This window comes from Bradyrhizobium sp. Ghvi, from assembly GCF_900115265.1.
In the GTDB taxonomy this organism is placed as follows: domain Bacteria; phylum Pseudomonadota; class Alphaproteobacteria; order Rhizobiales; family Xanthobacteraceae; genus Bradyrhizobium.
Genome location: NZ_FOVU01000001.1, coordinates 1,148,141 through 1,168,390, shown reverse-complemented (window position 1 = coordinate 1,168,390; position 20,250 = coordinate 1,148,141). Strand labels below are relative to the sequence as shown.

Here is a 20,250-nt window from a genome sequence, read left to right as displayed (position 1 = left end):
GGAAAGATTCTGGATTGCTTCGCTGCGCTCGCAATGACGAAATCAACCACCTTGACTGACGCAGCTCTCGCCGACGGCTGTCACCGATGCCCGAAGATCGCGCTTCCCACGCGCACATGGGTGGCACCCAACATGATGGCGGTCGCATAGTCGGCGCTCATGCCCATCGACAGATTCTGCAATCCGTTGCGCGCGGCGATCTTGGCGGTCAGTGCAAAATGCGCGGCCGGCGGCTCGTCCACCGGCGGAATGCACATCAGGCCTGATATCGTCAGGCCATAGGTGTCGCGGCAACTCGCGAGGAAGGCGTCGGCCTCGCCGGGCGCGACGCCGGCCTTCTGCGGCTCCTCGCCGGTGTTGATCTGGACGAAGAGTTGCGGATGCTTGTTCTGGGATTCGATTTCCTTGGCTAACGCCACGCAAATGCTCGGACGGTCGACCGAGTGAATGGCATCGAACAGCGCGACCGCCTCTTTCGCCTTGTTGGATTGCAGCGGCCCGATCAGATGCAGCGCGATATCAGGGTAATCGGCCGTTAACGCCGGCCACTTGCTTTTGGCCTCCTGCACGCGATTCTCGCCGAATACGCGCTGTCCGGCGCCGATAACCGGGAGAATTGCATCCGCAGCGAACGTCTTGGACACCGCGATCAGCGTGACCGAGCCACGATCGCGCTGCGCATCCTTGCAGGCGCGTGCAATCTCCGCTTCGACCGCGGCAAGCGCGTTTGGTGAATCGCCGGTTACCGGCGCGGCTTTGTTGTCTGTCATGATGTCGATCGGGCTATGTCAGTACCGGAGGTAGTTCCAATTTTACCCAGTTCAAGAAAGAGTTTTTGAACCCTTCGCTTTACCTTGCCCGCGGGGTGGGTAGCGAAGATGGCCAACATCAGTTTCAACCGCAAACGAGCAAAACTCAAGCAGGCCCTCGGCATCAGGGCCCGCCTTGCATTGCTCGCGGTGATTCTGGTCGCGCCGTTGATGCTCGAGCGCATCCGCTCGCTTGAAGACACCCGCACCAAGCAGATTGCGCAGGCGGCCGCCGAATTCACCACCATCGCAAGACACAGCGCCGATGCGCAGCGCGAGGTGATCTCGTCGGTCGAAACCATCCTGAAATCGGAAGCCTTCATCCGCGCCTCCGCCGGTGGCGTCAGCAAGAGTTGCGACGTGTTGCGCGCGAGCCTGCCGGCGAACCTTCCCTGGATCCGCACGCTCCTGATCGCCGGCCAGGACGGCCGCATCCAGTGCGCGACCAACAACATGTATGTGGGCCTCGACCTTTCTGACCGGCCTTATTTCCAGCAGGCACAGGAGACCGGCCGCTTCGTGCTGTCCGACTTCATCCTGTCCCGGCCGTTGCAGGCGCCGACCGTGATGGCGGTCTATCCGGTTTCCGCGTTCAGCGGCGCCGCTGACGCCGTCGTACTCGCAACCGTCAACCTCGACTGGATGTCGAAGGTGATGAACAATCTGGGCGGCCGCGCCGGCATTACTGCGGTGCTGGTCGACAGCGCCGGCACCGTGTTGGCCGCGCCTGCGGACCAGCATAGTGCCGTCGGCCGGCCCCTCGACAACATGCCGCTGATGTCGGCGATCGCCGACATGGCCCTGCGCTCGAACCAGGACGAAGGCTCGCTGTCCTTCCTCGCCGCTGACGGATCACGTCGCGCGGTCAGCTTCATCCGCATCGCCGGCACCAATTCCCGCCTGATCGCCAGCATCGACGAAGACAAGGTCTCCGCGGCGGTGAACCGCGACATCCGCACCGCCTATCTCCAGCTCGCCTTCGTCGTCATGTTCGTGCTGCTAGGCGCGCTGATCGCCGCCGAGAAGCTCGTGATCAACCCGATCGAAATGCTCGCCGACATGGCCAAGCGTCTCGGCGAGGGCGATCTGTCGGCCCGCGCCGCGCGCAACCGGCTGCCGGCCGAATTCGTGCCGTTGGCGCGCGCCTTCAACGCGATGGCAGCCCAGCTCAGCCAGCGCGAGCGCGAGTTGATCGCATCCAACGACCGGCTGACGGTGATGGCGTCGATCGACATGCTCTCGGGACTTGCCAACCGTCGCGGCTTCCAGAGCCGGCTCGACTTCGAATGGATGCGCGCGCAGCAATATGGCAGCGAGCTCGCGCTTCTGATGATCGACGTCGACCATTTCAAGCTGTTCAACGACACCTACGGCCATCTCGAGGGCGATTCCTGCCTGACCCGACTCGGCGAGTCGCTGTCCGACATCGCCGCCGACACCATGGGCTTTGCGGCCCGCTATGGCGGCGAAGAATTCTGTCTGCTGGTGCCGAACACCGACGTCAACCGCGCCGTCGAGATTGGCGAGCAGGTGCGTGCGGCCGTCCTGAAACTCTGCCTGCCGCACATCACTTCGACCCACATGGTCGTCACGGTGTCGATCGGCGTGGCGGCGGCGCGACCGAACGAAGCCTTGCGCCCGGGCGATCTGATCGAGGCTGCCGACGCGGCGCTCTACGCCGCCAAGCATCGCGGTCGCAACAATGTCGTCGAGCATGGCGTACAGGCGATCGAGAGCGGCGCGGCCAAGATCGCGATGGCAGGCTAAACCACGACTATGAGTCCTGATCTCACAGTGCGCCGCTAACCTGCCGCCTCGGCGCGGTCGAGTTCGCTCTCCGTCACCACGCGGTTGCGGCCGCCGCCCTTGGCGAGATAGAGCGCGCGGTCGCAGCGCTCGATCAAATCGGCGATCGCCTCGCCAATCCGATACTGCGACACGCCGATTGAAACCGTGATATTCGGCAACACCTCGCCGGTCGAGCGGCGCGTGATGGTGCACTCCGCGATCGCCCGCCTGATGCGCTCGGCGATGTCAGCGCACGCTGCAAGATCAGCGTCGGGCAGCACCGCGATCAACTCCTCGCCGCCGTAGCGGGCCGGCAGATCCTGCGGCCGGACCTTTTCACGCAGCACGTTTGCGATCAGACGCAAGACCTGGTCGCCGACGCCGTGGCCGAAATTGTCGTTGAAGGTCTTGAAGTGGTCGATGTCGAGCAGCAGGACGCTCAGCGGCTCGCCCCAATCCGCCGTCGTCTGCGCCTTGCGCAGGAACTCATCCAGCGCCCGCCGGTTGGCGAGCCCCGTCAGCGTGTCGGTCCGGGCGCGCTCCTCGGACTTGGAGAGCGAATCTCTGATGACGTCGAGCTCGCGAGTCTTTTCCGCAAAGCCTGCCTCGAGCCGCGTCGTCCTCGTTGCGGCCCGCGCCAGCTCGTTCATGAGCCGGGCGACCAGCGCCTTCGGATCGACGCCCGCCTGGCCCTGATCGGCAACCTGGCTGATCACCTGCATCTGGGAGCGGTTGTCGGCGATCGCGGTGGCCAGAAACTCCTTCGCCGCGCTCATGAGTGCATGCAGCCGCTCGGACGTATTGACCACGGCGGCGCTCACATGGGGCGCGATATAGGTCTCGAACAGATCCTGATTGGTTCGGCTGTCGAAGGGACGGTTGTGGTCGATCAAGAGATCGATGGCATTGCGCAGATCGTCATGGCCGCCGGCGTAATACTGGAACCAGATGGCGAAATTGGTCGGCGTCGGCGGAATCCGCTGCTCGGCCATGCTCCGCACCGCCCGCCCGGCGATGGAGGCGGCATAGTCATAGTCGGGATCGTCGAAATTTGAGGCCATTGCCTGACGCGGGGTACCCTATTGACGGCCAAACTCGCATCGACCCCTTAATCCGATCCCAATGCCCTCATCCGTACTTTTGCGGAGCAGCATTGCGCGCCACCACTTCCCTCGGCAACCCATTGACCCCCCGAGGACTTCTATGGCCTAGTCCGGCCTCTTCAGGCCGCCGAAACCACGAAAACCCAACGATTCCATGACCTCCGAACGCTATAACGCCCGCGACGCCGAACCGCGCTGGCAACGCATCTGGGACGACCAGGCGATCTTCGTCTCGAAGAACGATGATTCGCGGCCGAAATATTATGTGCTGGAGATGTTCCCCTACCCCTCCGGGCGCATCCATATCGGCCATGTCCGCAACTATACGCTCGGCGACGTGCTGGCCCGCTTCATGCGCGCCAAGGGGTTCAACGTACTGCATCCGATGGGCTGGGACGCCTTCGGCCTGCCGGCCGAGAACGCCGCCATCGAGCGCAAGGTGGCGCCAAAGGCCTGGACCTACGACAACATCGCCGCGATGAAGAAGCAGCTCCGCTCGATCGGGCTATCGCTGGACTGGAGCCGCGAATTCGCGACCTGCGACCCCAGCTACTACAAGCATCAGCAGAAGATGTTCTTGGACATGCTCGCCGCGGGCCTCGCCGAGCGCGAGAAGCGCAAGCTCAATTGGGATCCGGTCGACATGACCGTGCTCGCCAACGAGCAGGTGATCGACGGCCGCGGCTGGCGCTCCGGCGCTGTTGTCGAACAGCGCGAGATGAGCCAGTGGGTCTTCAAGATCACGAAATACTCGCAGGAATTGCTGTCCGCGCTGGATGGGCTCGACCGCTGGCCCGACAAGGTCAGGCTGATGCAGCGCAACTGGATCGGCCGCTCCGAGGGCCTCTTGATCCGCTTCGCGCTGGATCAGGCGACGACGCCGGCCGGCGAGAGCGAGCTGAAGATCTTCACGACGCGCCCCGACACGCTGTTCGGCGCGAAGTTCATGGCGATCTCGGCCGACCACCCGTTGGCACAGGCTGCTGCAGCCAAGAACCCTGAGCTTGCAAAGTTCATCGCCGACATCAAGAAGATCGGCACGGCGCAGGAGATCATCGACACTGCGGAGAAGCAGGGCTTTGACACCGGCATCCGCGCGGTGCACCCGTTCGATCCCTCCTGGAAGCTGCCGGTCTATGTCGCCAATTTCGTGCTGATGGAATACGGCACCGGCGCGATCTTCGGCTGCCCCGCACACGACCAACGCGACCTCGATTTCGTCAACAAGTACAACCTCGGCAACACGCCGGTCGTCTGTCCCGAGGGCCAGGATCCAAAATCATTCGTCATCACCGACACCGCCCATGACGGCGATGGCCGCATGATCAATTCGCGCTTCCTCGACGGCATGACGATCGATCAGGCCAAGGACGAAGTCGCCAAGCGGCTGGAAGGCGAGCTGCGAGGCAACGCGCCGGTCGGCGAGCGCCAGGTCAATTTCCGCCTGCGCGACTGGGGCATTTCGCGCCAGCGCTATTGGGGCTGCCCGATTCCGGTCATCCATTGTCCGAAGTGCGACGTGGTGCCGGTACCGGACGACCAGTTGCCGGTGGTGCTGCCGGAGGATGTGAGCTTCGACAAGCCGGGCAACGCGCTCGACCATCACCCCACCTGGAAGCACGTCACCTGCCCGAAATGCGGCGGCAAGGCGACCCGCGAAACCGACACCATGGACACTTTCGTCGACTCGTCCTGGTATTTTGCGCGCTTCACCGATCCCTGGAACGAGACCGCACCGACGACGCCTGCGATCGCCAACCGGATGCTGCCGGTCGACCAGTATATCGGCGGCGTCGAGCACGCGATCCTGCATCTGCTCTACAGCCGCTTCTTCACCCGCGCGATGAAGGCGACCGGTCACATCGCGCTGGATGAGCCATTCGCCGGCATGTTCACGCAGGGCATGGTGGTGCACGAGACCTATCAGAAGGCCGACGGCAGCTGGGTGCAGCCCGCCGAGGTGAAGATCGAGGTTGGCGGCAACGGCCGCCGCGCGACGCTGCTGGCGACCGGCGAGGACGTCGCGATCGGCCCGATCGAGAAGATGTCGAAGTCGAAGAAGAACACGGTCGACCCCGACGACATCATCGCGACCTATGGCGCCGACGTCGCCCGGTGGTTCATGCTGTCGGACTCACCGCCCGACCGCGACGTGATCTGGAGTGACGAGCGCGTCCAGGGCGCCTCGCGCTTCGTGCAGCGGCTGTGGCGGCTGGTGAATGACGCTGCGGAACTCGGCAAGGCCGCCCCCGCGGCCCGGCCGGCCTCGTTCGGTCCGGATGCGACCGCCTTGCGCAAGGCTGCCCATGGCGCGCTCGACAAGGTCACATCAGGTGTCGAACGGCTGCACTTCAACGTCTGCCTCGCCCATATCCGCGAGTTCACGAACGCGTTCTCGGAGGTGCTGCAGCGCCCCGGCCAGCCGGCGGCGGATCTCGCCTGGGCGATCCGTGAGGCTAGCCAGATCCTGGTCCAGCTGTTCTCCCCGATGATGCCGCATCTGGCCGAAGAGTGCTGGCAAGTGCTCGGCCAGCCCGGGCTGGTTTCCGAGGCCAATTGGCCGCAAATCGAACGCGATTTGCTGGTTGAAAACAGCGTGACCCTGGTGGTCCAGGTCAATGGCAAGAAGCGGGGTGAGGTCACGGTTGCAACAGCGGCCCAAAATCCGGAAATCGAGGCTGCCGCTTTGGCCCTCGATGCTGTAAAACTGGCCCTGGACGGCAAGCCCGTCCGCAAGGTGATCATCGTCCCCAAGAGGATCGTGAATGTTGTCGGCTAGGATCCGCATCGCAGCCCGGCTGCTCGCGGTCGCCGCCTTGGCGGCGACGACAGCTGGCTGTTTCCAGCCGATGTATGCCGAGCATACCGACGGCACCCCGGGTTTGCGTGAAAAGCTGATGGGGGTCGAGCTGCCGCCGATCTCCAAGGCCAACGCCTCGCGCGAGGCGCGGGTCGGCGTCGAGGTCCGCAATGCCCTCGCTTTCAAGCTCTACGGCTCGGCAACGGGCATGCCCCCGACCCACCGGCTGGATATCCGTTTCAACACCAGCAAGACATCGCTGATCGTCGATCCCAATACCGGCCTGCCTAATACCGAGAACTACGGCATCGACTGCCAATACAATCTGGTCGAGGTCGCGACCGGCAAGTCGGTCATGACCGGCACCACCTTCTCGCGCGTGTCCTATGACCTGCCCGGCTCCTACCAGCGCTTCGCCCGCAACCGCGCGGTGCGTGACGCCGAGGATCGTGCCGCGAACGAGATCGCCGAGAACATCAACACCCGGCTCGCCGCGTTCTTCACTGCGGGCACCTGACCCTCCCCGTCATTCCGGAGCATGCGAAGCATGAACCCGGAATCTAGAGATTGTGGATCGAGATTCTCAGGCGCGCAATTGCGCGCCGTAGTTCGGCTCTTCGAGCCGTCTCGGAATGACGCCGTTGAGACAACATGGTCGCGCTGCGCGGAAAAGAGATCGACGCCTTCCTCGCCCGTCCCGATTCGGGCCGACCGATCATCCTGCTCTATGGTCCTGATGCCGGCCTGGTACGCGAGCGCGCCGACGCGCTGATTGCCTCCGCTGTCGATGATCCCAACGATCCCTTCTCCCTCGTGAAGCTCGACGGCGACGAGCTCTCCGCCGAGCCGTCGCGCCTGGTCGACGAAGCCATGACGGTGCCACTGTTCGGCGGCCGCCGCGCCATTCGCATCCGCGCGGGATCGCGCAGCTTCGCTGCCGGTGTCGACACGCTGGCCGAGATGAGCGTCAGGGATTGCCGAATCGTGATCGAGGCCGGCGAGCTGCGGCCGGAATCACCGCTGCGCAAGGCCTGCGAGAAAGCCAAGTCCGCCGTGGCGATCGGCTGCTATCCCGACACCGAGCGCGATCTGGCGAAATTGATGGAGGACGAGCTCCGCATCGCTAACTTGCGCATCGCCCCGGACGCCCGCGCCGCGCTGATGTCGTTCCTGGGCGGAGACCGTCAGGCCTCGCGCAACGAGTTGCGCAAGCTGACACTCTATGCGCACGGCAAAGGCGAGATCACGCTGGATGACGTGACGTCAGTGGTTGCGGACGCATCCGAGCTGAAGCTCGATCCGATCGTCGACGGCGCCTTCGCGGGCCGGCCCGACATCGTCGAGACCGAATTCGCCAAGGCCATGATCGCCGGCACCTATCCCGGCGTGATCATCTCGGCAGCGCAGCGCCAAGCCGCGTGGCTGCACAAATCCGCGCTCGCGATTGCCGACGGTACGCCGGCCTCCGCCGTGCTCGACGGTGGATATCCGCGGCTGCATTTCTCACGGAAGCCGATGGTCGAAACCGCGCTGCGCAATTTCAGCGCGGCGAAGCTCGCCGCGGTCATCGAGCAGCTCGCAACCGCCGCACTCGATACCCGCAAGCAATCCACGCTCGCCGCCGCCATCGCCCAGCGCACGCTGATGGCGATCGCCGCGAATGCGAAGCGGCGGGGCTGAGCCCGCGCTCTCTCCAGGTCATTGCGAGCAAAGCGGAGCAATCCAGAATCGCCAATCCGTCATCCTGAGGCGCGACTGGCGCGATGCCAAGCATCGCGCCGGAAGCCTCGAAGGATGAACGGCCCCGATGCAGCTGAGCCGTCGCCCTTCGAGGCCCGCTGAAGAAGCGGACTCCGGGTGACGGATATGCAGAGGCGGCGCGACTACAGCGCGCCCTTCGCCAGCCGCTTCATCACCTCGTCGAGCTGATCGAGGTTGCGGTAGTTGATCTGGACCGAGCCGCCGGGATCGCGGTGATTGACGGTGACCTTGAGGCCGAGTGCGTCGCTGACGCGCTTCTCCAGGTCGATCGTATCAGGGTCTTTCTCCTTGCCGCCGCTGCTGCGCGCCTTCTGCGGCTTGCGCTCCGGTACGCCCTCTTCATGCGCGAGCGCCTCAGCCTGACGGACGTTGAGACCTTCCTCGACGATGCGCTTGGCGGCGGCCAGCGGATCGGGCACGCCGATCAGCGCGCGGGCGTGACCGGCAGTCAGCTCGCCGGTCGCGATGAAGGCCTGCACCTCGGCAGGAAGCTTGGTCAGCCGCATCATGTTGGCGACGTGGCTGCGGCTCTTGCCGACGACCTTTGCGATGTCGTCCTGGCTGCGTTTGAACTCGCTGGCGAGCGCGTGATAGCCCTGCGCCTCTTCCATCGGGTTGAGATCTTCGCGCTGCACGTTCTCGACGATCGCGAACTCCAGCGCATCGCTGTCGCTGATATCGACCGGCACGATCGGCACTTCATGCAGGCCGGCCATTTGCGAGGCGCGCCAGCGCCGTTCGCCGGCGATGATTTCGTAGCGATCCTGCGCGCCCTTCACAGGACGCACCACGATCGGCTGGATCACGCCATGCTGCTTGATGGATTCAGAGAGCTCCTTGAGCTCGGTGTCCGAAAATGTTCGACGCGGATTGCGCGGATTGGCCTTGATGAATTCGATCGGCACCTTGCGCTGCGCACGGGGACGGTCGACGTGCTGGGCTTCGCCGCCGACATCACCAATCAGACTCGCAAGACCCCGGCCCAATCGCGAACGCGCTTCATCGGCCATCGCCAGCTCCCTTGGATTCACGCTGCAGCACTCCAGAACTGAATTTCAAACTGTAGGGTGGGTTAGCCCTGCAGATGCGCCTCGCATCTGCTCGGCGTAACCCACCTCTTCTGTTTCCGCGGAGATAGACAGTGGTGGGTTACGCCTTCGGCTAACCCACCCTACGGCACCGCTAATGCGTGACGCGCAGCTCGCGCTCGCGCTGGATCACTTCGGTGGCGAGCCGCAAGTACGCTTCGCTGCCGACGCATTTGAGATCGTAGACCAGCACCGGCTTGCCGTAGGACGGCGCTTCCGAGATGCGCACATTGCGCGGGATCATGGTCTTGTAGACCTTCTCGCCCATGAACTGGCGGACGTCGGCGACAACCTGGTTCGAGAGGTTGTTGCGGGAGTCGAACATGGTCAGCACGATGCCGTGGATCGACAGGTTCGGATTGAGTGTCGAGCGCACCTGCTCCACCGTCTGCAGCAATTGTGAGAGACCCTCGAGCGCGAAGAACTCGCACTGGAGCGGCACCAGAATCGCATCCGATGCAGCCATCGCATTCACCGTGAGCAGGTTCAGCGACGGCGGGCAGTCGATCAGCACGTAGGTGTAATCGGCTTCGGGCGAGACGTTGTTGTTGAGCGCGCCGATCGCGTCGCGCAGCTTGAAGGCGCGGCCGGCCGTGGTGCCGAGCTCGAGCTCGAGGCCGGAGAGATCCATGGTCGAAGGCGCGATGTGCAGCCGCGGCACCGCGGTGGAGACCACCGCTTCCCGCAGAGGCGCTTCGCCGATCAGCACGTCATAGGTCGAGCAGGAGCGGTTGCGGCGATCGATGCCGAGGCCGGTCGAGGCGTTGCCCTGCGGATCGAGATCGACGATCAGGACGCGTTCCCCAATCGCAGCGAGCGCCGTTCCAAGGTTGATCGCTGTGGTTGTTTTCCCCACACCGCCCTTCTGATTCGCCAGCGCCAGAATGCGAGGGTGGCCATGCGGGACTTGGTCCGTCTCTCGGTCCAGCTCTTGGGCGGTCTGTTCTTGCGGCGGCTCGTCAATCACGGTCATCGAAATTCCTCAACTCACTCCTGAGCGCCTTACCCGCGCCGTTCAACCGAAGTCAGTTCGACGATCCACCCGTCGCCGGTCCGGCTTCGGTGGAGCTGCGGTTGAATATTCCAATATTTAGCGGCTTCGGTCAATTCAGCCTCTACATCTTGACCCTTCGGAAATAACGCTTTTGCGCCTTGGCGCACCAGCGGCTCCGCAAAGCCGATAAGTTGATGTAGCGGAGCCAGCGCGCGCGCGGTGACGCAATCGACGGGGCCGGTGATTCTATCCACATTATCCCCGATTTCAGCGAGATGTACGATCCCCGGGGATGTGGTGACGCGTACAGCTTCGCGCAAAAACGCGGCCTTCTTGGCGATTCGCTCGATGAGGTGAACGTTCGCGCCCGGCGTGCCGGCCATGGCGCAAGCCAGCACGATGCCGGGAAAACCGCCGCCGCTGCCGAGATCGGCCCAGCGTTTTGCTGACGGCGCGAGATCGACGAGCTGAAGCGAATCGGCGATGTGCCGGGTCCAGAGCTGGGGCAAGGTCGAGGGCGCGACAAGATTGGTCTTGGCCTGCCACTCCCGGAGCAGTGCGATGTAGCGATCGAGCCGCGTCTCCGTTTCATGTGAAACGGGTGCCAGCTTGAGCGCCGCGCGCTTGTCGGCAGCGATGGTGGAGTCGAGCGCCTGATCGTTGGCGTTGGCCTTATTGACCTTCGATCTGGATGGAGCCGGGTCGGATCGAATTGCCGCGCCCTCACCCGCTCCGGGTCGTCGCGATGGCGGTCTATCCCCGCCTCGTCCGCGCTGTTTCACGTGAAACCCTATGCGATGGCCTGGGAGGTCTTGCGCGCCTCGCGGCGCAGATAAGCCGCGAGGATGCCGAGCGCCGCCGGCGTCATGCCGTCGATCCTGCCGGCCTGACCGACGGTGAATGGCCGGGCCTTCTCGAGCTTGGCCCGCACCTCGTTGGAGAGACCGGGGACGAGACTATAGTCGACCTCCGACAGCACCAGGCCCTCGTCGCGCCGGAAAGCTTCGACATCGGCGCTCTGGCGCTCCAGATAGACGTCGTACTTCGCGTCGATCTCAAGATGGGTGGCGATGCCGGGATCGATGGCGGACAGCTCAGGCCAGATCGCGCGAACCTGGCTCCAGCCGATATCAGGATAGGCCATCAGCTCGAAAGCCGACCGGCGCTGGCCATCCCGGTTCAGGGACAGCCCGTGCTTGATCGCCTCGTTCGGGGTGATGGTCAGAGACTTCGACAGCATCCGCGCCGCGTTCAAGGCATCCATCTTGGCGCGATGATGCCGAGTCCGAGCGCTGCCGACGCAGCCCAGTGCAATTCCCTTCTCGGTCAGGCGCTGATCGGCATTATCCGCCCTCAAGGTCAGCCGGTATTCGGCCCGCGAGGTGAACATCCGATAAGGCTCGCTGATCCCGCGGGTCACGAGATCGTCGATCATCACACCGAGATAACCGTCGGCGCGGTCGAACACCGTCAGTGCGGCACCACTGGCGGCGAGCGCGGCATTCAGGCCGGCCACAATGCCCTGCCCGGCGGCTTCTTCGTACCCGGTGGTGCCGTTGATCTGTCCCGCCAGGAAGAGACCGCGCAGACGTTTGGTCTGCAGGGTCGGATCGAGCTCGCGGGGATCGACGTGGTCGTATTCGATGGCATAGCCCGGACGAACCATCTTCACCCGCTCGAGACCCGGGATGCTGGCGAGGATCGCGAGCTGGACGTCCTCCGGCAGCGAAGTCGAGATGCCGTTGGGATAGACGGTCGTATCATCGAGCCCTTCCGGCTCAAGGAAGATCTGATGACCATCGCGATCACCGAAGCGGACGATCTTGTCCTCGATCGACGGGCAATAACGCGGCCCGGAGCTCTTGATCTGGCCGGAGTACATCGGCGAGCGATGGACGTTGGCGCGGATCACCTCATGGGTCGCTGAAGTCGTCCGGGTGATGCCGCATTGGATCTGTGGCGTGGTGATCCGCTCGGTCATCACCGAAAACGGCTCCGGCGGCTCGTCTCCGGGCTGCATTTCGACTGCCGACCAGTCGATTGTGGTGCCATCCAGGCGCGGTGGCGTGCCGGTCTTGAGCCGTCTGAGCTTAAAGCCGGCGCGCTCAAAGGAGACTGAGAGACCCATCGCCGGGGCCTCGCCGACCCGACCGGCGGGCCAGTTCTTCTCGCCGAGATGGATCAGACCACGGAGGAAGGTGCCGGTGGTGACGACAACAGCCCCTGCCCGGAGCTCCCGGCCGTCCGCCAAGCGCAATCCGGTCACCCGGCCATCGGCGACGATCAGCTCGTCGGCCTCGCCTTCGATCACGGAAAGGCCCGCGGTCTCCTGGATCGCGGCCTGCATGGCGGCGGCATAAAGCTTCCGATCGGCTTGGGCCCGGGGGCCACGAACAGCCGGACCTTTCCGGCGATTGAGGACACGAAACTGGATGCCACCGGCATCGCCGACCCGGCCCATCAAACCGTCGAGAGCATCCACTTCGCGGACCAGATGGCCTTTGCCGAGACCGCCAATGGCGGGATTACAGGACATGGCGCCAACGGTGGAGAAGCGGTGCGTCACCAGCGCCGTCGTTGCACTCATCCGGGCAGACGCAGCCGCGGCCTCACAGCCGGCATGGCCGCCGCCGATGACGATGACGTCGAAACTCTCTCGCTCTGATCGCATGCGCGGACTTCTAACGCAGAGGCGGGAAAGCCGGAAGTAGAAACTGGCGGAACCGATGTTTCACGTGAAACGGGCCAGCGACCAGTTTCACGAAATCAACCCCATGCACAGTAGCAGTCGGCGGGTGTTTCACGTGAAACAGGTGACGGGGAGCTCGCGGGGCCCCGGACGGAACGCTGCGAAGCCGGGCCCGGGCAATCGCGCCGGACTGCGCCGTACTCCCTCCGGGTTAACGAACTCCGGCTGCTTGCCGACCTGATCGTTTCACGTGAAACATAAACAGTGGAACAAGGGCTAGTTCTACAATGTAGAATTAGTCATTACTTGCCGATGCAGAACTTCTGGAAAATGGCCCCGAGCACGTCCTCGATGTCCACCCTGCCAAGCAGCCGGCCCAAGGCATAGGCAGCGGCGCGCAGCTCTTCGGCGGCGAGCTCTTCGCCCTCTTCTACAAGCTCAAGACTCCGGCGCAAACTGTCTGCCGAGCGGCTCAACAGATCTCGCTGCCGGGCCCGGGTGACCAATGCGCCCTCGTTGGTGCCGAAGAACTCAGCCGCGAATTTCACGAGAGCCTCGACCAGTTCGGCAATCCCATCGCCACGGCTCGCCGAGATCCCGAACCCCTCCCGCGGCCCGGCTGCTCCCAGGTCCATCTTATTGCGCACGATCCAGACCGCCCCGTCCGGCCGATCGCCCGCTCCGGATTTCCGAACTGACCGCAGCGCGCCGGGATCGACGGCCTGCCCACCCTCCACCAGCCACAGCACGAGATCGGCGTCCTCGGCGCGCGCCCGCGCACGACGCACGCCCTCCTGCTCGACCGGATCATCGGTCTCGCGAATGCCGGCGGTATCGATGACAGTGACGGGATAGCCATCGAGATCGAGCTGCACCTCGATCACGTCGCGCGTGGTGCCGGCATAGGGCGAGACGATCGCGACCTCCCGGCGGGCGAGCTGATTCATCAGGGTCGACTTGCCGACATTCGGCTCGCCGGCGATCGCGACCACCAGGCCGTCGCGCAGGCGTTCAGAATGTCCCTGTGCCGCAAGGACATTAGTGATTTCATCATGCAGCGCCTTGATCGCCTTGATCGCCGGCGCCCTCAATTCGGAGGGTACATCGCCCTCATCGGAAAAATCGATGCCGGCCTCAATCAGCGCCGACGCCTCGATGATCCGCTCGCGCCAGTCGCGCGCGCGATCGCCGAGCAAGCCCTGCAGCTGGCGCAACGCCTGGCGGCGCTGGCGATCGGTGTCGGCGTGGATGAGGTCGTCGAGGCCCTCGGCTTCCGTGAGATCGAGCTTGCCGTTATCGAAGGCGCGTCGCGTGAACTCACCGGGTTCGGCCGCGCGCGTATTCGGAATAACGGAAATAGCTCCAAGGAGCGCCGCCAGCACCGCGCGGCCGCCATGGACGTGGAATTCGGCGACGTCCTCGCCCGTCGCGCTTCCCGGCCCCGGAAACCAGAGCACCACCGCATCGTCGATTGATTGGCCGGCACCGTCACGGAGCAGGCGGCGGCTGGCCTGCCGTGGCGCGGGCGGTTCGCCGGCCAACGTTGTCAGCACCAGGCCCGCCTGCGGGCCCGAGACACGCACCATGGCGATCGCGCTCGGCGGACGGCCGGACGACAGCGCAAAAATGGTCTGGTCTCGCGGGTGCATGGCCTATTTGTCCGGCTGGCGGGGAAAAGGCAAACAGCCTGTTTGAGCGCTGATTGCCCATTTTTGCTGCGCTTCGGACTGCAGCAACAACTATATTGCACCGCAATATAAAACGCAGCGTTTGCTGCAAAATTCCCTCTCGGTCACCGAGCCCGGCATCGCCGGATCAAGCATTTTTCATATATGTCAATGGGATAGGAGAAGACCAGCAACCCACCCAGGCTATCCTCTGTGCTGCACGTCCTCTGCGGCAACGCCGCACAAACAAAAAGAGCGCCCGAGGGCGCCCTTTTAATCCTATGCTGCACCGCACTCAGGTGTTCATGGAATCGAAGAATTCTGCGTTGCTCTTGGTCGAGCGCAGCTTGTCGAGCAGGAAGTCGATCGCGTCCATGGTGCCCATCGGGTTCAGGATGCGGCGGAGCACATACATCTTCTTGAGCACCTGCGGGTCGGTGATGAGCTCCTCCTTGCGGGTGCCGGAGCGCGAGATGTCGATCGCCGGGAAAGTGCGCTTGTCCGAGACCTTGCGATCCAGGATCAGTTCCGAGTTACCGGTGCCCTTGAACTCTTCGAAAATGACTTCGTCCATGCGGCTGCCGGTATCGACCAGCGCGGTCGCGATGATGGTCAGCGAACCGCCTTCCTCGATGTTGCGGGCAGCACCGAAAAAGCGCTTCGGCCGCTGCAGCGCGTTGGCGTCGACACCGCCGGTCAGCACCTTGCCAGATGACGGCACCACCGTGTTGTAGGCGCGGCCAAGCCGCGTGATCGAATCGAGCAGGATGACGACGTCGCGGCCGTGCTCGACGAGGCGCTTGGCCTTCTCGATCACCATCTCGGCGACCTGGACGTGACGCACCGCCGGCTCGTCGAAGGTCGACGACACCACCTCGCCCTTCACCGAGCGCTGCATATCCGTGACTTCTTCCGGACGCTCGTCGATCAACAGCACGATCAGGTAGCAGTCGGGATGATTGGCCGTGATCGAATGCGCGATGTTCTGCATCAGCACGGTCTTGCCGGTGCGCGGCGGCGCCACGATCAATGCGCGCTGGCCCTTGCCGATCGGCGCGACGATGTCGATCACGCGCGCAGACAGGTCTTTCCGCGTCGGATCGTCGATTTCCATACGGAAACGCTGATTCGGAAACAGCGGTGTGAGGTTGTCGAAATTGACCTTGTGCTTGGCCTTTTCCGGGTCCTCGAAATTGAGCGTATTGACCTTCAGCAGCGCAAAATAGCGCTCGCCCTCCTTCGGGCTGCGAATGTGGCCTTCGATGGTGTCGCCGGTGCGCAGGCCGAAACGGCGGATCTGCGACGGCGAGACGTAGATGTCATCCGGACCCGGCAGATAATTGGCATCGGGTGAGCGGAGGAAGCCGAAGCCGTCGGACAGCACTTCGACGACGCCTTGGCCGACAATGTCGGTCTCGGCCAGCGCGAGTTGCTTGAGGATGGCGAACAGCAGCTCCTGCTTGCGCATGGTGCTGGCGTTCTCGACCCCATTTTCCTCCGCAAACGAGACGAGTTCGGCCGGCGTTTTGGACTTGAGGTCTTCGAGTTTGATTTCCCGCATTGGGGTGGTCCTGTGGGGTAACCTTGGAAGGGGGTGCGAGGTGGCTCTGAAATGCGGACGCGAGCAGGTGCAGGTAAGGTCCGCAGGTCTGGCAAGGTTAAGTGCCCGTAGGGCTTCAAACCTGATGCGGTGTCCGGCCTCTGGAAAGCTCGGACACAACCACATCCGCCTGCGTTGGGTGGGATATCGATAATATAGAAAATCGCTTCCCACTCCGCAAGCCGAAGCGCTGAGCGATCGTTCGTGATTGCTGCTTAGAACGGCTTCACGATCACCATGATGACGATGATGATCATCAGGACGGTCGGCACCTCATTGATAATCCGGAAGAATTTCTGGCTACGGGGACGCCGGTCGGCAGCGAAATCCTTCACCCAGCGGGAAAAAAAGCCGTGGACCGCGGACATTGCGAGCACCATTGCCAGTTTGACGTGCAGCCAACCGAAGGTGAACCAATGGCCCGACCAGGCGAGGTAAAGCCCGGCGAGCCAGGTGATGATCATCGCGGGGTTGATGATCGCCTTGAGCAGGCGGCGTTCCATCACCTTGAAGGTTTCGGACTGTTTCGAGCCGATCTCGGCCTCGCAATGATAGACGAACAGCCGCGGCAGATAGAGCATGCCGGCCATCCAGGAGATGACCGCGATCACGTGCAGCGCTTTGATCCAGAGATAGACGTCTTCAAACATATCCGGCGTCCGACTTTGCGCCCAGCCATCAGCCGGTCTGGGGATAGTAAGAACTCGTTAAGGTCTCACCTGCACACATATCCGTCCGTAGCGCCTTCCTCAAATCTAGAATCTTAGATTCTTAAAGGTTTGAGTCTGAGTGACCGTGGATTGGACTCACGCAACGCCATCCGCGCGTTCGCACGCGCTTGTTCACATCCCTCAACATGTTCCGGGCAGACCTGGCCCGTTCAGATAAGCCGCCGCGCTTCAAAGGCTTGCGCCTTTTTGTCGGCAGCTTATCAAGGGGGTTGTCCGCGCAATCCCGCTTCTCTCCCGGCATGGCGCCGGACTTGTTCTGACGGGCAGCGGTGTGAAGAAAATCGGCACTTATCCCGCCCGTGGTGTCGCGCATCCCTTTCCGAGGGGTTAAGCTCCACAGAAATCCACAAACCACCCAACGACATTCAAAGAGTTTTTGTGCCGACCTCGAGCAATTATTTCCATCTGCATCTCGTCTCCGACTCCACCGGCGAGACCCTGATCACGGTCGCGCGCGCCGTCGCCGCGCAATACGCCAACGTCACGCCGGTCGAGCATGTCTATCCGCTGGTGCGCAGCCAGAAGCAGCTCGACCGCGTGCTCGACGAAATCGAGGAAGCGCCCGGCATCGTGCTGTTCACGTTGCTGGAGAAGGACCTGGTTTCGAGACTCGAGGACAAGTGCAAGACGATCAATGTTCCGAGCCTCTCGATCATCGGCCCGGTCATGCAATTATTTGAAGCCTATCTTGGCGCGGCGACCACGGGCCGCGTCGGCGCGCAGCACGTGCTCAACGCCGAATATTTCAAGCGCATCGACGCGCTGAACTACACGATGATCCATGACGACGGCCAGCATGTCGAAGGCCTCGAGGAGGCCGACGTCGTCCTAGTCGGTGTGTCCCGCACCTCGAAGACGCCGACGTCGATCTATCTTGCCAATCGCGGCATCCGCACCGCCAATGTACCACTGGTTCCAGGCATTCCCGTGCCCGCGCAGTTGGAGACGCTGACCCGGCCGCTGGTGGTCAGCCTTCACGCGACGCCGGAACGCCTGATCCAGATTCGCCAGAACCGCCTGCTCTCCATGGGCGCCGAATCCGGCAGCGACACCTATACCGACAAGCAATCGGTGACCGAGGAGGTTGCGTTTGCGCGCAAACTGAGCGCCAAGCACGATTGGCCGCTGCTGGACGTCACGCGGCGCTCGATTGAGGAAACCGCGGCGGCGATCATGAAGCTCTACAGCGATCGCCAGCGCAACCGGCCTTCCGAGTAAGTGGCGGCGATGGGTCTGTGGCACGGTAAATCTCCGTTGATCCTGGCCTCGCGGAGCAGCGCGCGAAAAATGCTGCTGGCGAATGCCGGGCTGCAATTCGAGGCTGTGACCGCCGATATCGACGAGCGCGGTATTCAGGCCGCGTCCGGACTTTCGAACCCGCGCGAGATAGGCCTGCTGCTGGCGCGCGAGAAGGCCAAAGCGGTCTCGGTCAATCGTCCTGGTAGCTATGTGATCGGCGCCGACCAGACGCTGGCCCTTGGCGACCGTCTGTTCAACAAGCCCGCCGGCCGCGTCGCGGCAATGGCGCAACTGCGTGATCTCGCCGCCCGCACTCACGAGCTGAATTCCGCCGTCGCCGTGGCGCATGACGCCAAGATTGTTTTTGAGGATGTATCGATCGCCCGTATGACGATGCGGCAAATGTCAGAAGCCGAGCTGTCAGCCTATCTCGATGCCGCCGGCGATGCCGTCACCGCCAGCGTCGGCGCCTATCAGCTCGAAGGCCTTGGTATCCATCTGTTCGAGCGGATCGAGGGTGACCATTTCACCATCCTCGGCCTGCCGCTGCTGCCGTTGCTTGCCTTCCTGCGGCGCGAGCGGCTAGTTGCGGTGTGACTGACAAGGATGATTTTGCGCTGATGCGGATCCTCGGACTGACCGGCTCGATCGGGATGGGCAAATCCACCACCGCGAAATTGTTTGCGGAGGCGGGCGTGCCCGTCTACGACGCCGATGCTGCCGTCCATCAGCTCTATGAAGGTGAGGCCGCGCCCGCGATCGAGGCCGCCTTTCCCGGCACCACCGCACACGGCAAGGTCGACCGGCAGAAATTGTCGGCGCGCGTGGTGCACGACCAGGCCGCGATCAAGCAGCTCGAGCAAATCGTCCATCCGATGCTCGGCGCTTCCAGGCAAAAATTCTTTGCCGATGCGGAAGCGGCGAAGGCACCGGTCGTGGTCCTCGACATCCCCCTGCTGTTCGAAACCGGCGGCGAGAAGCGCGTCGATGCCGTGGTCGTGGTCTCGACCTCGCCGGAATTGCAGCGCGAGCGCGTGCTGGCGCGGGGAACCATGGACGAGGCCAAATTAGAGGCCATCATTGCCAAGCAGATGCCCGACGCCGAAAAACGTAAGCGGGCCGATTTCGTGGTGGATACGTCACACGGACTTGAGCCGGTGCGCGCGCAAATCACGCACATCCTGGCCGAGGTCGTTAAGATGCCGCAGCGGCGGGCCTGATTCGCCGACCTCTATGGCTTCCTGCGCGGCATCTCAAAATCATGCGTGAAATCGTTCTCGATACCGAAACCACCGGCCTCGATCCCCTTCGCGGCGATCGGCTGGTCGAAATCGGCTGTGTCGAGATACTTAACCGCATGCCGACGGGGCAGACCTATCACGTCTATATCAACCCCGAACGGGACATGCCGGCGGAAGCGTTCGCGGTGCACGGGTTGTCGGCCGAGTTTCTCTCGACCAAGCCGCTGTTCCACGAGGTCGTCGACTCGTTCCTGGAGTTCATCGGCGATGCGCCGCTGGTGATCCACAACGCCTCGTTCGATATCAGCTTCATCAATGCCGAGCTCGACCGGATCAAGCGCGCTCCGATCCCGCGCGAGCGGCTGGTGGATACGCTGCTGCTGGCGCGGCGCAAGCATCCCGGCGTGTCGAACCGGCTCGACGATCTCTGCTCACGCTATTCGATCGACAATTCACATCGCACCAAGCACGGCGCGCTGCTCGACTCCGAATTGTTGGCAGAGGTCTATGTCGATCTCGTCGGGGCGCGGCAGTCACAGCTGCTGCTGGCGTCGGAATCCCAGGAAATCCGCATCAAGGCGGGCGGCGACGCGCCGCGGCGGCAGCGGCCGGTGCCGCTTGCGCCGCGGGTATCTGACGCCGAGCGCGAGGCCCATCGCGCCTTCATCGCGACCATGGGCGACAAGGCAATCTGGAACGAGTTCCTGCCCGCTCCAGCCGCCCCAGCCGAGTAGTCTGCA

17 protein-coding genes are annotated in these 20,250 nt (G+C 63.4%); 8 read left to right on the top strand and 9 right to left on the bottom strand.

Annotation, left to right across the window (positions count from 1 at the left end):
- Positions 1-80: 80 nt before the first annotated feature.
- Positions 81-770 carry a YggS family pyridoxal phosphate-dependent enzyme gene (locus tag BM374_RS05480; protein ID WP_092289674.1) on the bottom strand — a complete coding sequence of 230 codons (690 nt, stop codon included), beginning with the start codon at positions 768-770 and terminating at the stop codon, positions 81-83.
- Between the two features lie 108 nt (positions 771-878).
- Here BM374_RS05480 and BM374_RS05475 point away from each other — a divergent pair, with 108 nt between their 5' ends.
- Positions 879-2,576: a diguanylate cyclase domain-containing protein gene (locus BM374_RS05475; RefSeq protein WP_092289672.1), complete on the top strand. Its 1,698-nt coding sequence runs from the start codon at positions 879-881 to the stop codon at positions 2,574-2,576.
- A 35-nt stretch (positions 2,577-2,611) separates the two neighbouring features.
- Here the strand turns inward: BM374_RS05475 and BM374_RS05470 are convergent, their stop codons facing one another.
- A complete protein-coding gene (locus BM374_RS05470; RefSeq protein WP_177248104.1) occupies positions 2,612-3,658 on the bottom strand; it encodes a GGDEF domain-containing protein in 1,047 nt (348 codons plus the stop codon).
- Between the two features lie 196 nt (positions 3,659-3,854).
- Here BM374_RS05470 and leuS point away from each other — a divergent pair, with 196 nt between their 5' ends.
- The 3 genes from leuS (at position 3,855) to holA (ending at position 8,180) form a co-directional block, all read left to right on the top strand.
- Entirely contained in the window at positions 3,855-6,479 is a 2,625-nt protein-coding gene (gene leuS / locus BM374_RS05465; RefSeq protein WP_092289670.1) for a leucine--tRNA ligase, read from the top strand.
- On the top strand, positions 6,466-7,017 hold the full coding sequence (gene lptE, locus BM374_RS05460) for an LPS assembly lipoprotein LptE (RefSeq protein ID WP_092289668.1): 552 nt from the start codon (positions 6,466-6,468) through the stop codon (positions 7,015-7,017). Before leuS ends, lptE begins: the two co-directional genes overlap by 14 nt.
- A 134-nt stretch (positions 7,018-7,151) precedes the next feature.
- Complete coding sequence (gene holA / locus BM374_RS05455; protein ID WP_092289666.1) at positions 7,152-8,180, top strand: DNA polymerase III subunit delta; 1,029 nt, start codon at positions 7,152-7,154, stop codon at positions 8,178-8,180.
- Between the two features lie 203 nt (positions 8,181-8,383).
- Here the strand turns inward: holA and BM374_RS05450 are convergent, their stop codons facing one another.
- The 7 genes from BM374_RS05450 to hemJ form a co-directional block, all read right to left on the bottom strand.
- A complete protein-coding gene (locus BM374_RS05450) occupies positions 8,384-9,271 on the bottom strand; it encodes a ParB/RepB/Spo0J family partition protein (RefSeq protein WP_177248103.1) in 888 nt (295 codons plus the stop codon).
- Positions 9,272-9,443: 172 nt separating this feature from the next.
- The gene (locus BM374_RS05445; RefSeq protein ID WP_092289662.1) at positions 9,444-10,322 is read right to left on the bottom strand and encodes a ParA family protein; all 879 of its coding nucleotides are present in this window, start codon (positions 10,320-10,322) and stop codon (positions 9,444-9,446) included.
- Between the two features lie 29 nt (positions 10,323-10,351).
- Positions 10,352-11,125, bottom strand: a complete 774-nt coding sequence (gene rsmG / locus BM374_RS05440) for a 16S rRNA (guanine(527)-N(7))-methyltransferase RsmG (protein ID WP_092289660.1) — start codon at positions 11,123-11,125, stop codon at positions 10,352-10,354.
- An 8-nt stretch (positions 11,126-11,133) separates the two neighbouring features.
- Positions 11,134-13,014: a tRNA uridine-5-carboxymethylaminomethyl(34) synthesis enzyme MnmG gene (gene mnmG / locus BM374_RS05435; protein WP_092289658.1), complete on the bottom strand. Its 1,881-nt coding sequence runs from the start codon at positions 13,012-13,014 to the stop codon at positions 11,134-11,136.
- 320 nt (positions 13,015-13,334) lie between these two features.
- Positions 13,335-14,681: a tRNA uridine-5-carboxymethylaminomethyl(34) synthesis GTPase MnmE gene (gene mnmE, locus BM374_RS05430; RefSeq protein WP_092289656.1), complete on the bottom strand. Its 1,347-nt coding sequence runs from the start codon at positions 14,679-14,681 to the stop codon at positions 13,335-13,337.
- Between the two features lie 313 nt (positions 14,682-14,994).
- The gene (gene rho, locus BM374_RS05425) at positions 14,995-16,260 is read right to left on the bottom strand and encodes a transcription termination factor Rho (protein WP_092289654.1); all 1,266 of its coding nucleotides are present in this window, start codon (positions 16,258-16,260) and stop codon (positions 14,995-14,997) included.
- 254 nt (positions 16,261-16,514) lie between these two features.
- A complete protein-coding gene (hemJ, locus tag BM374_RS05420; RefSeq protein WP_092289652.1) occupies positions 16,515-16,949 on the bottom strand; it encodes a protoporphyrinogen oxidase HemJ in 435 nt (144 codons plus the stop codon).
- A gap of 459 nt (positions 16,950-17,408) precedes the next feature.
- On the opposite strand from hemJ, the gene BM374_RS05410 reads away from it, so the two are divergent.
- Genes BM374_RS05410 through dnaQ form a run of 4 tightly spaced genes read left to right on the top strand, consistent with a single transcriptional unit; the run spans position 17,409 to position 20,244 of the window.
- Positions 17,409-18,248, top strand: a complete 840-nt coding sequence (locus BM374_RS05410) for a pyruvate, water dikinase regulatory protein (protein ID WP_092289648.1) — start codon at positions 17,409-17,411, stop codon at positions 18,246-18,248.
- 9 nt (positions 18,249-18,257) lie between these two features.
- Positions 18,258-18,866 (top strand): Maf family protein, encoded by a 609-nt coding sequence (locus BM374_RS05405; RefSeq protein ID WP_092289646.1) that lies wholly within the window; start codon positions 18,258-18,260, stop codon positions 18,864-18,866.
- A gap of 23 nt (positions 18,867-18,889) precedes the next feature.
- Complete coding sequence (gene coaE, locus BM374_RS05400) at positions 18,890-19,489, top strand: dephospho-CoA kinase (protein WP_092290252.1); 600 nt, start codon at positions 18,890-18,892, stop codon at positions 19,487-19,489.
- 41 nt (positions 19,490-19,530) lie between these two features.
- Positions 19,531-20,244, top strand: a complete 714-nt coding sequence (dnaQ, locus tag BM374_RS05395) for a DNA polymerase III subunit epsilon (RefSeq protein WP_092289644.1) — start codon at positions 19,531-19,533, stop codon at positions 20,242-20,244.
- The last annotated feature ends 6 nt before the right edge of the window (positions 20,245-20,250 follow it).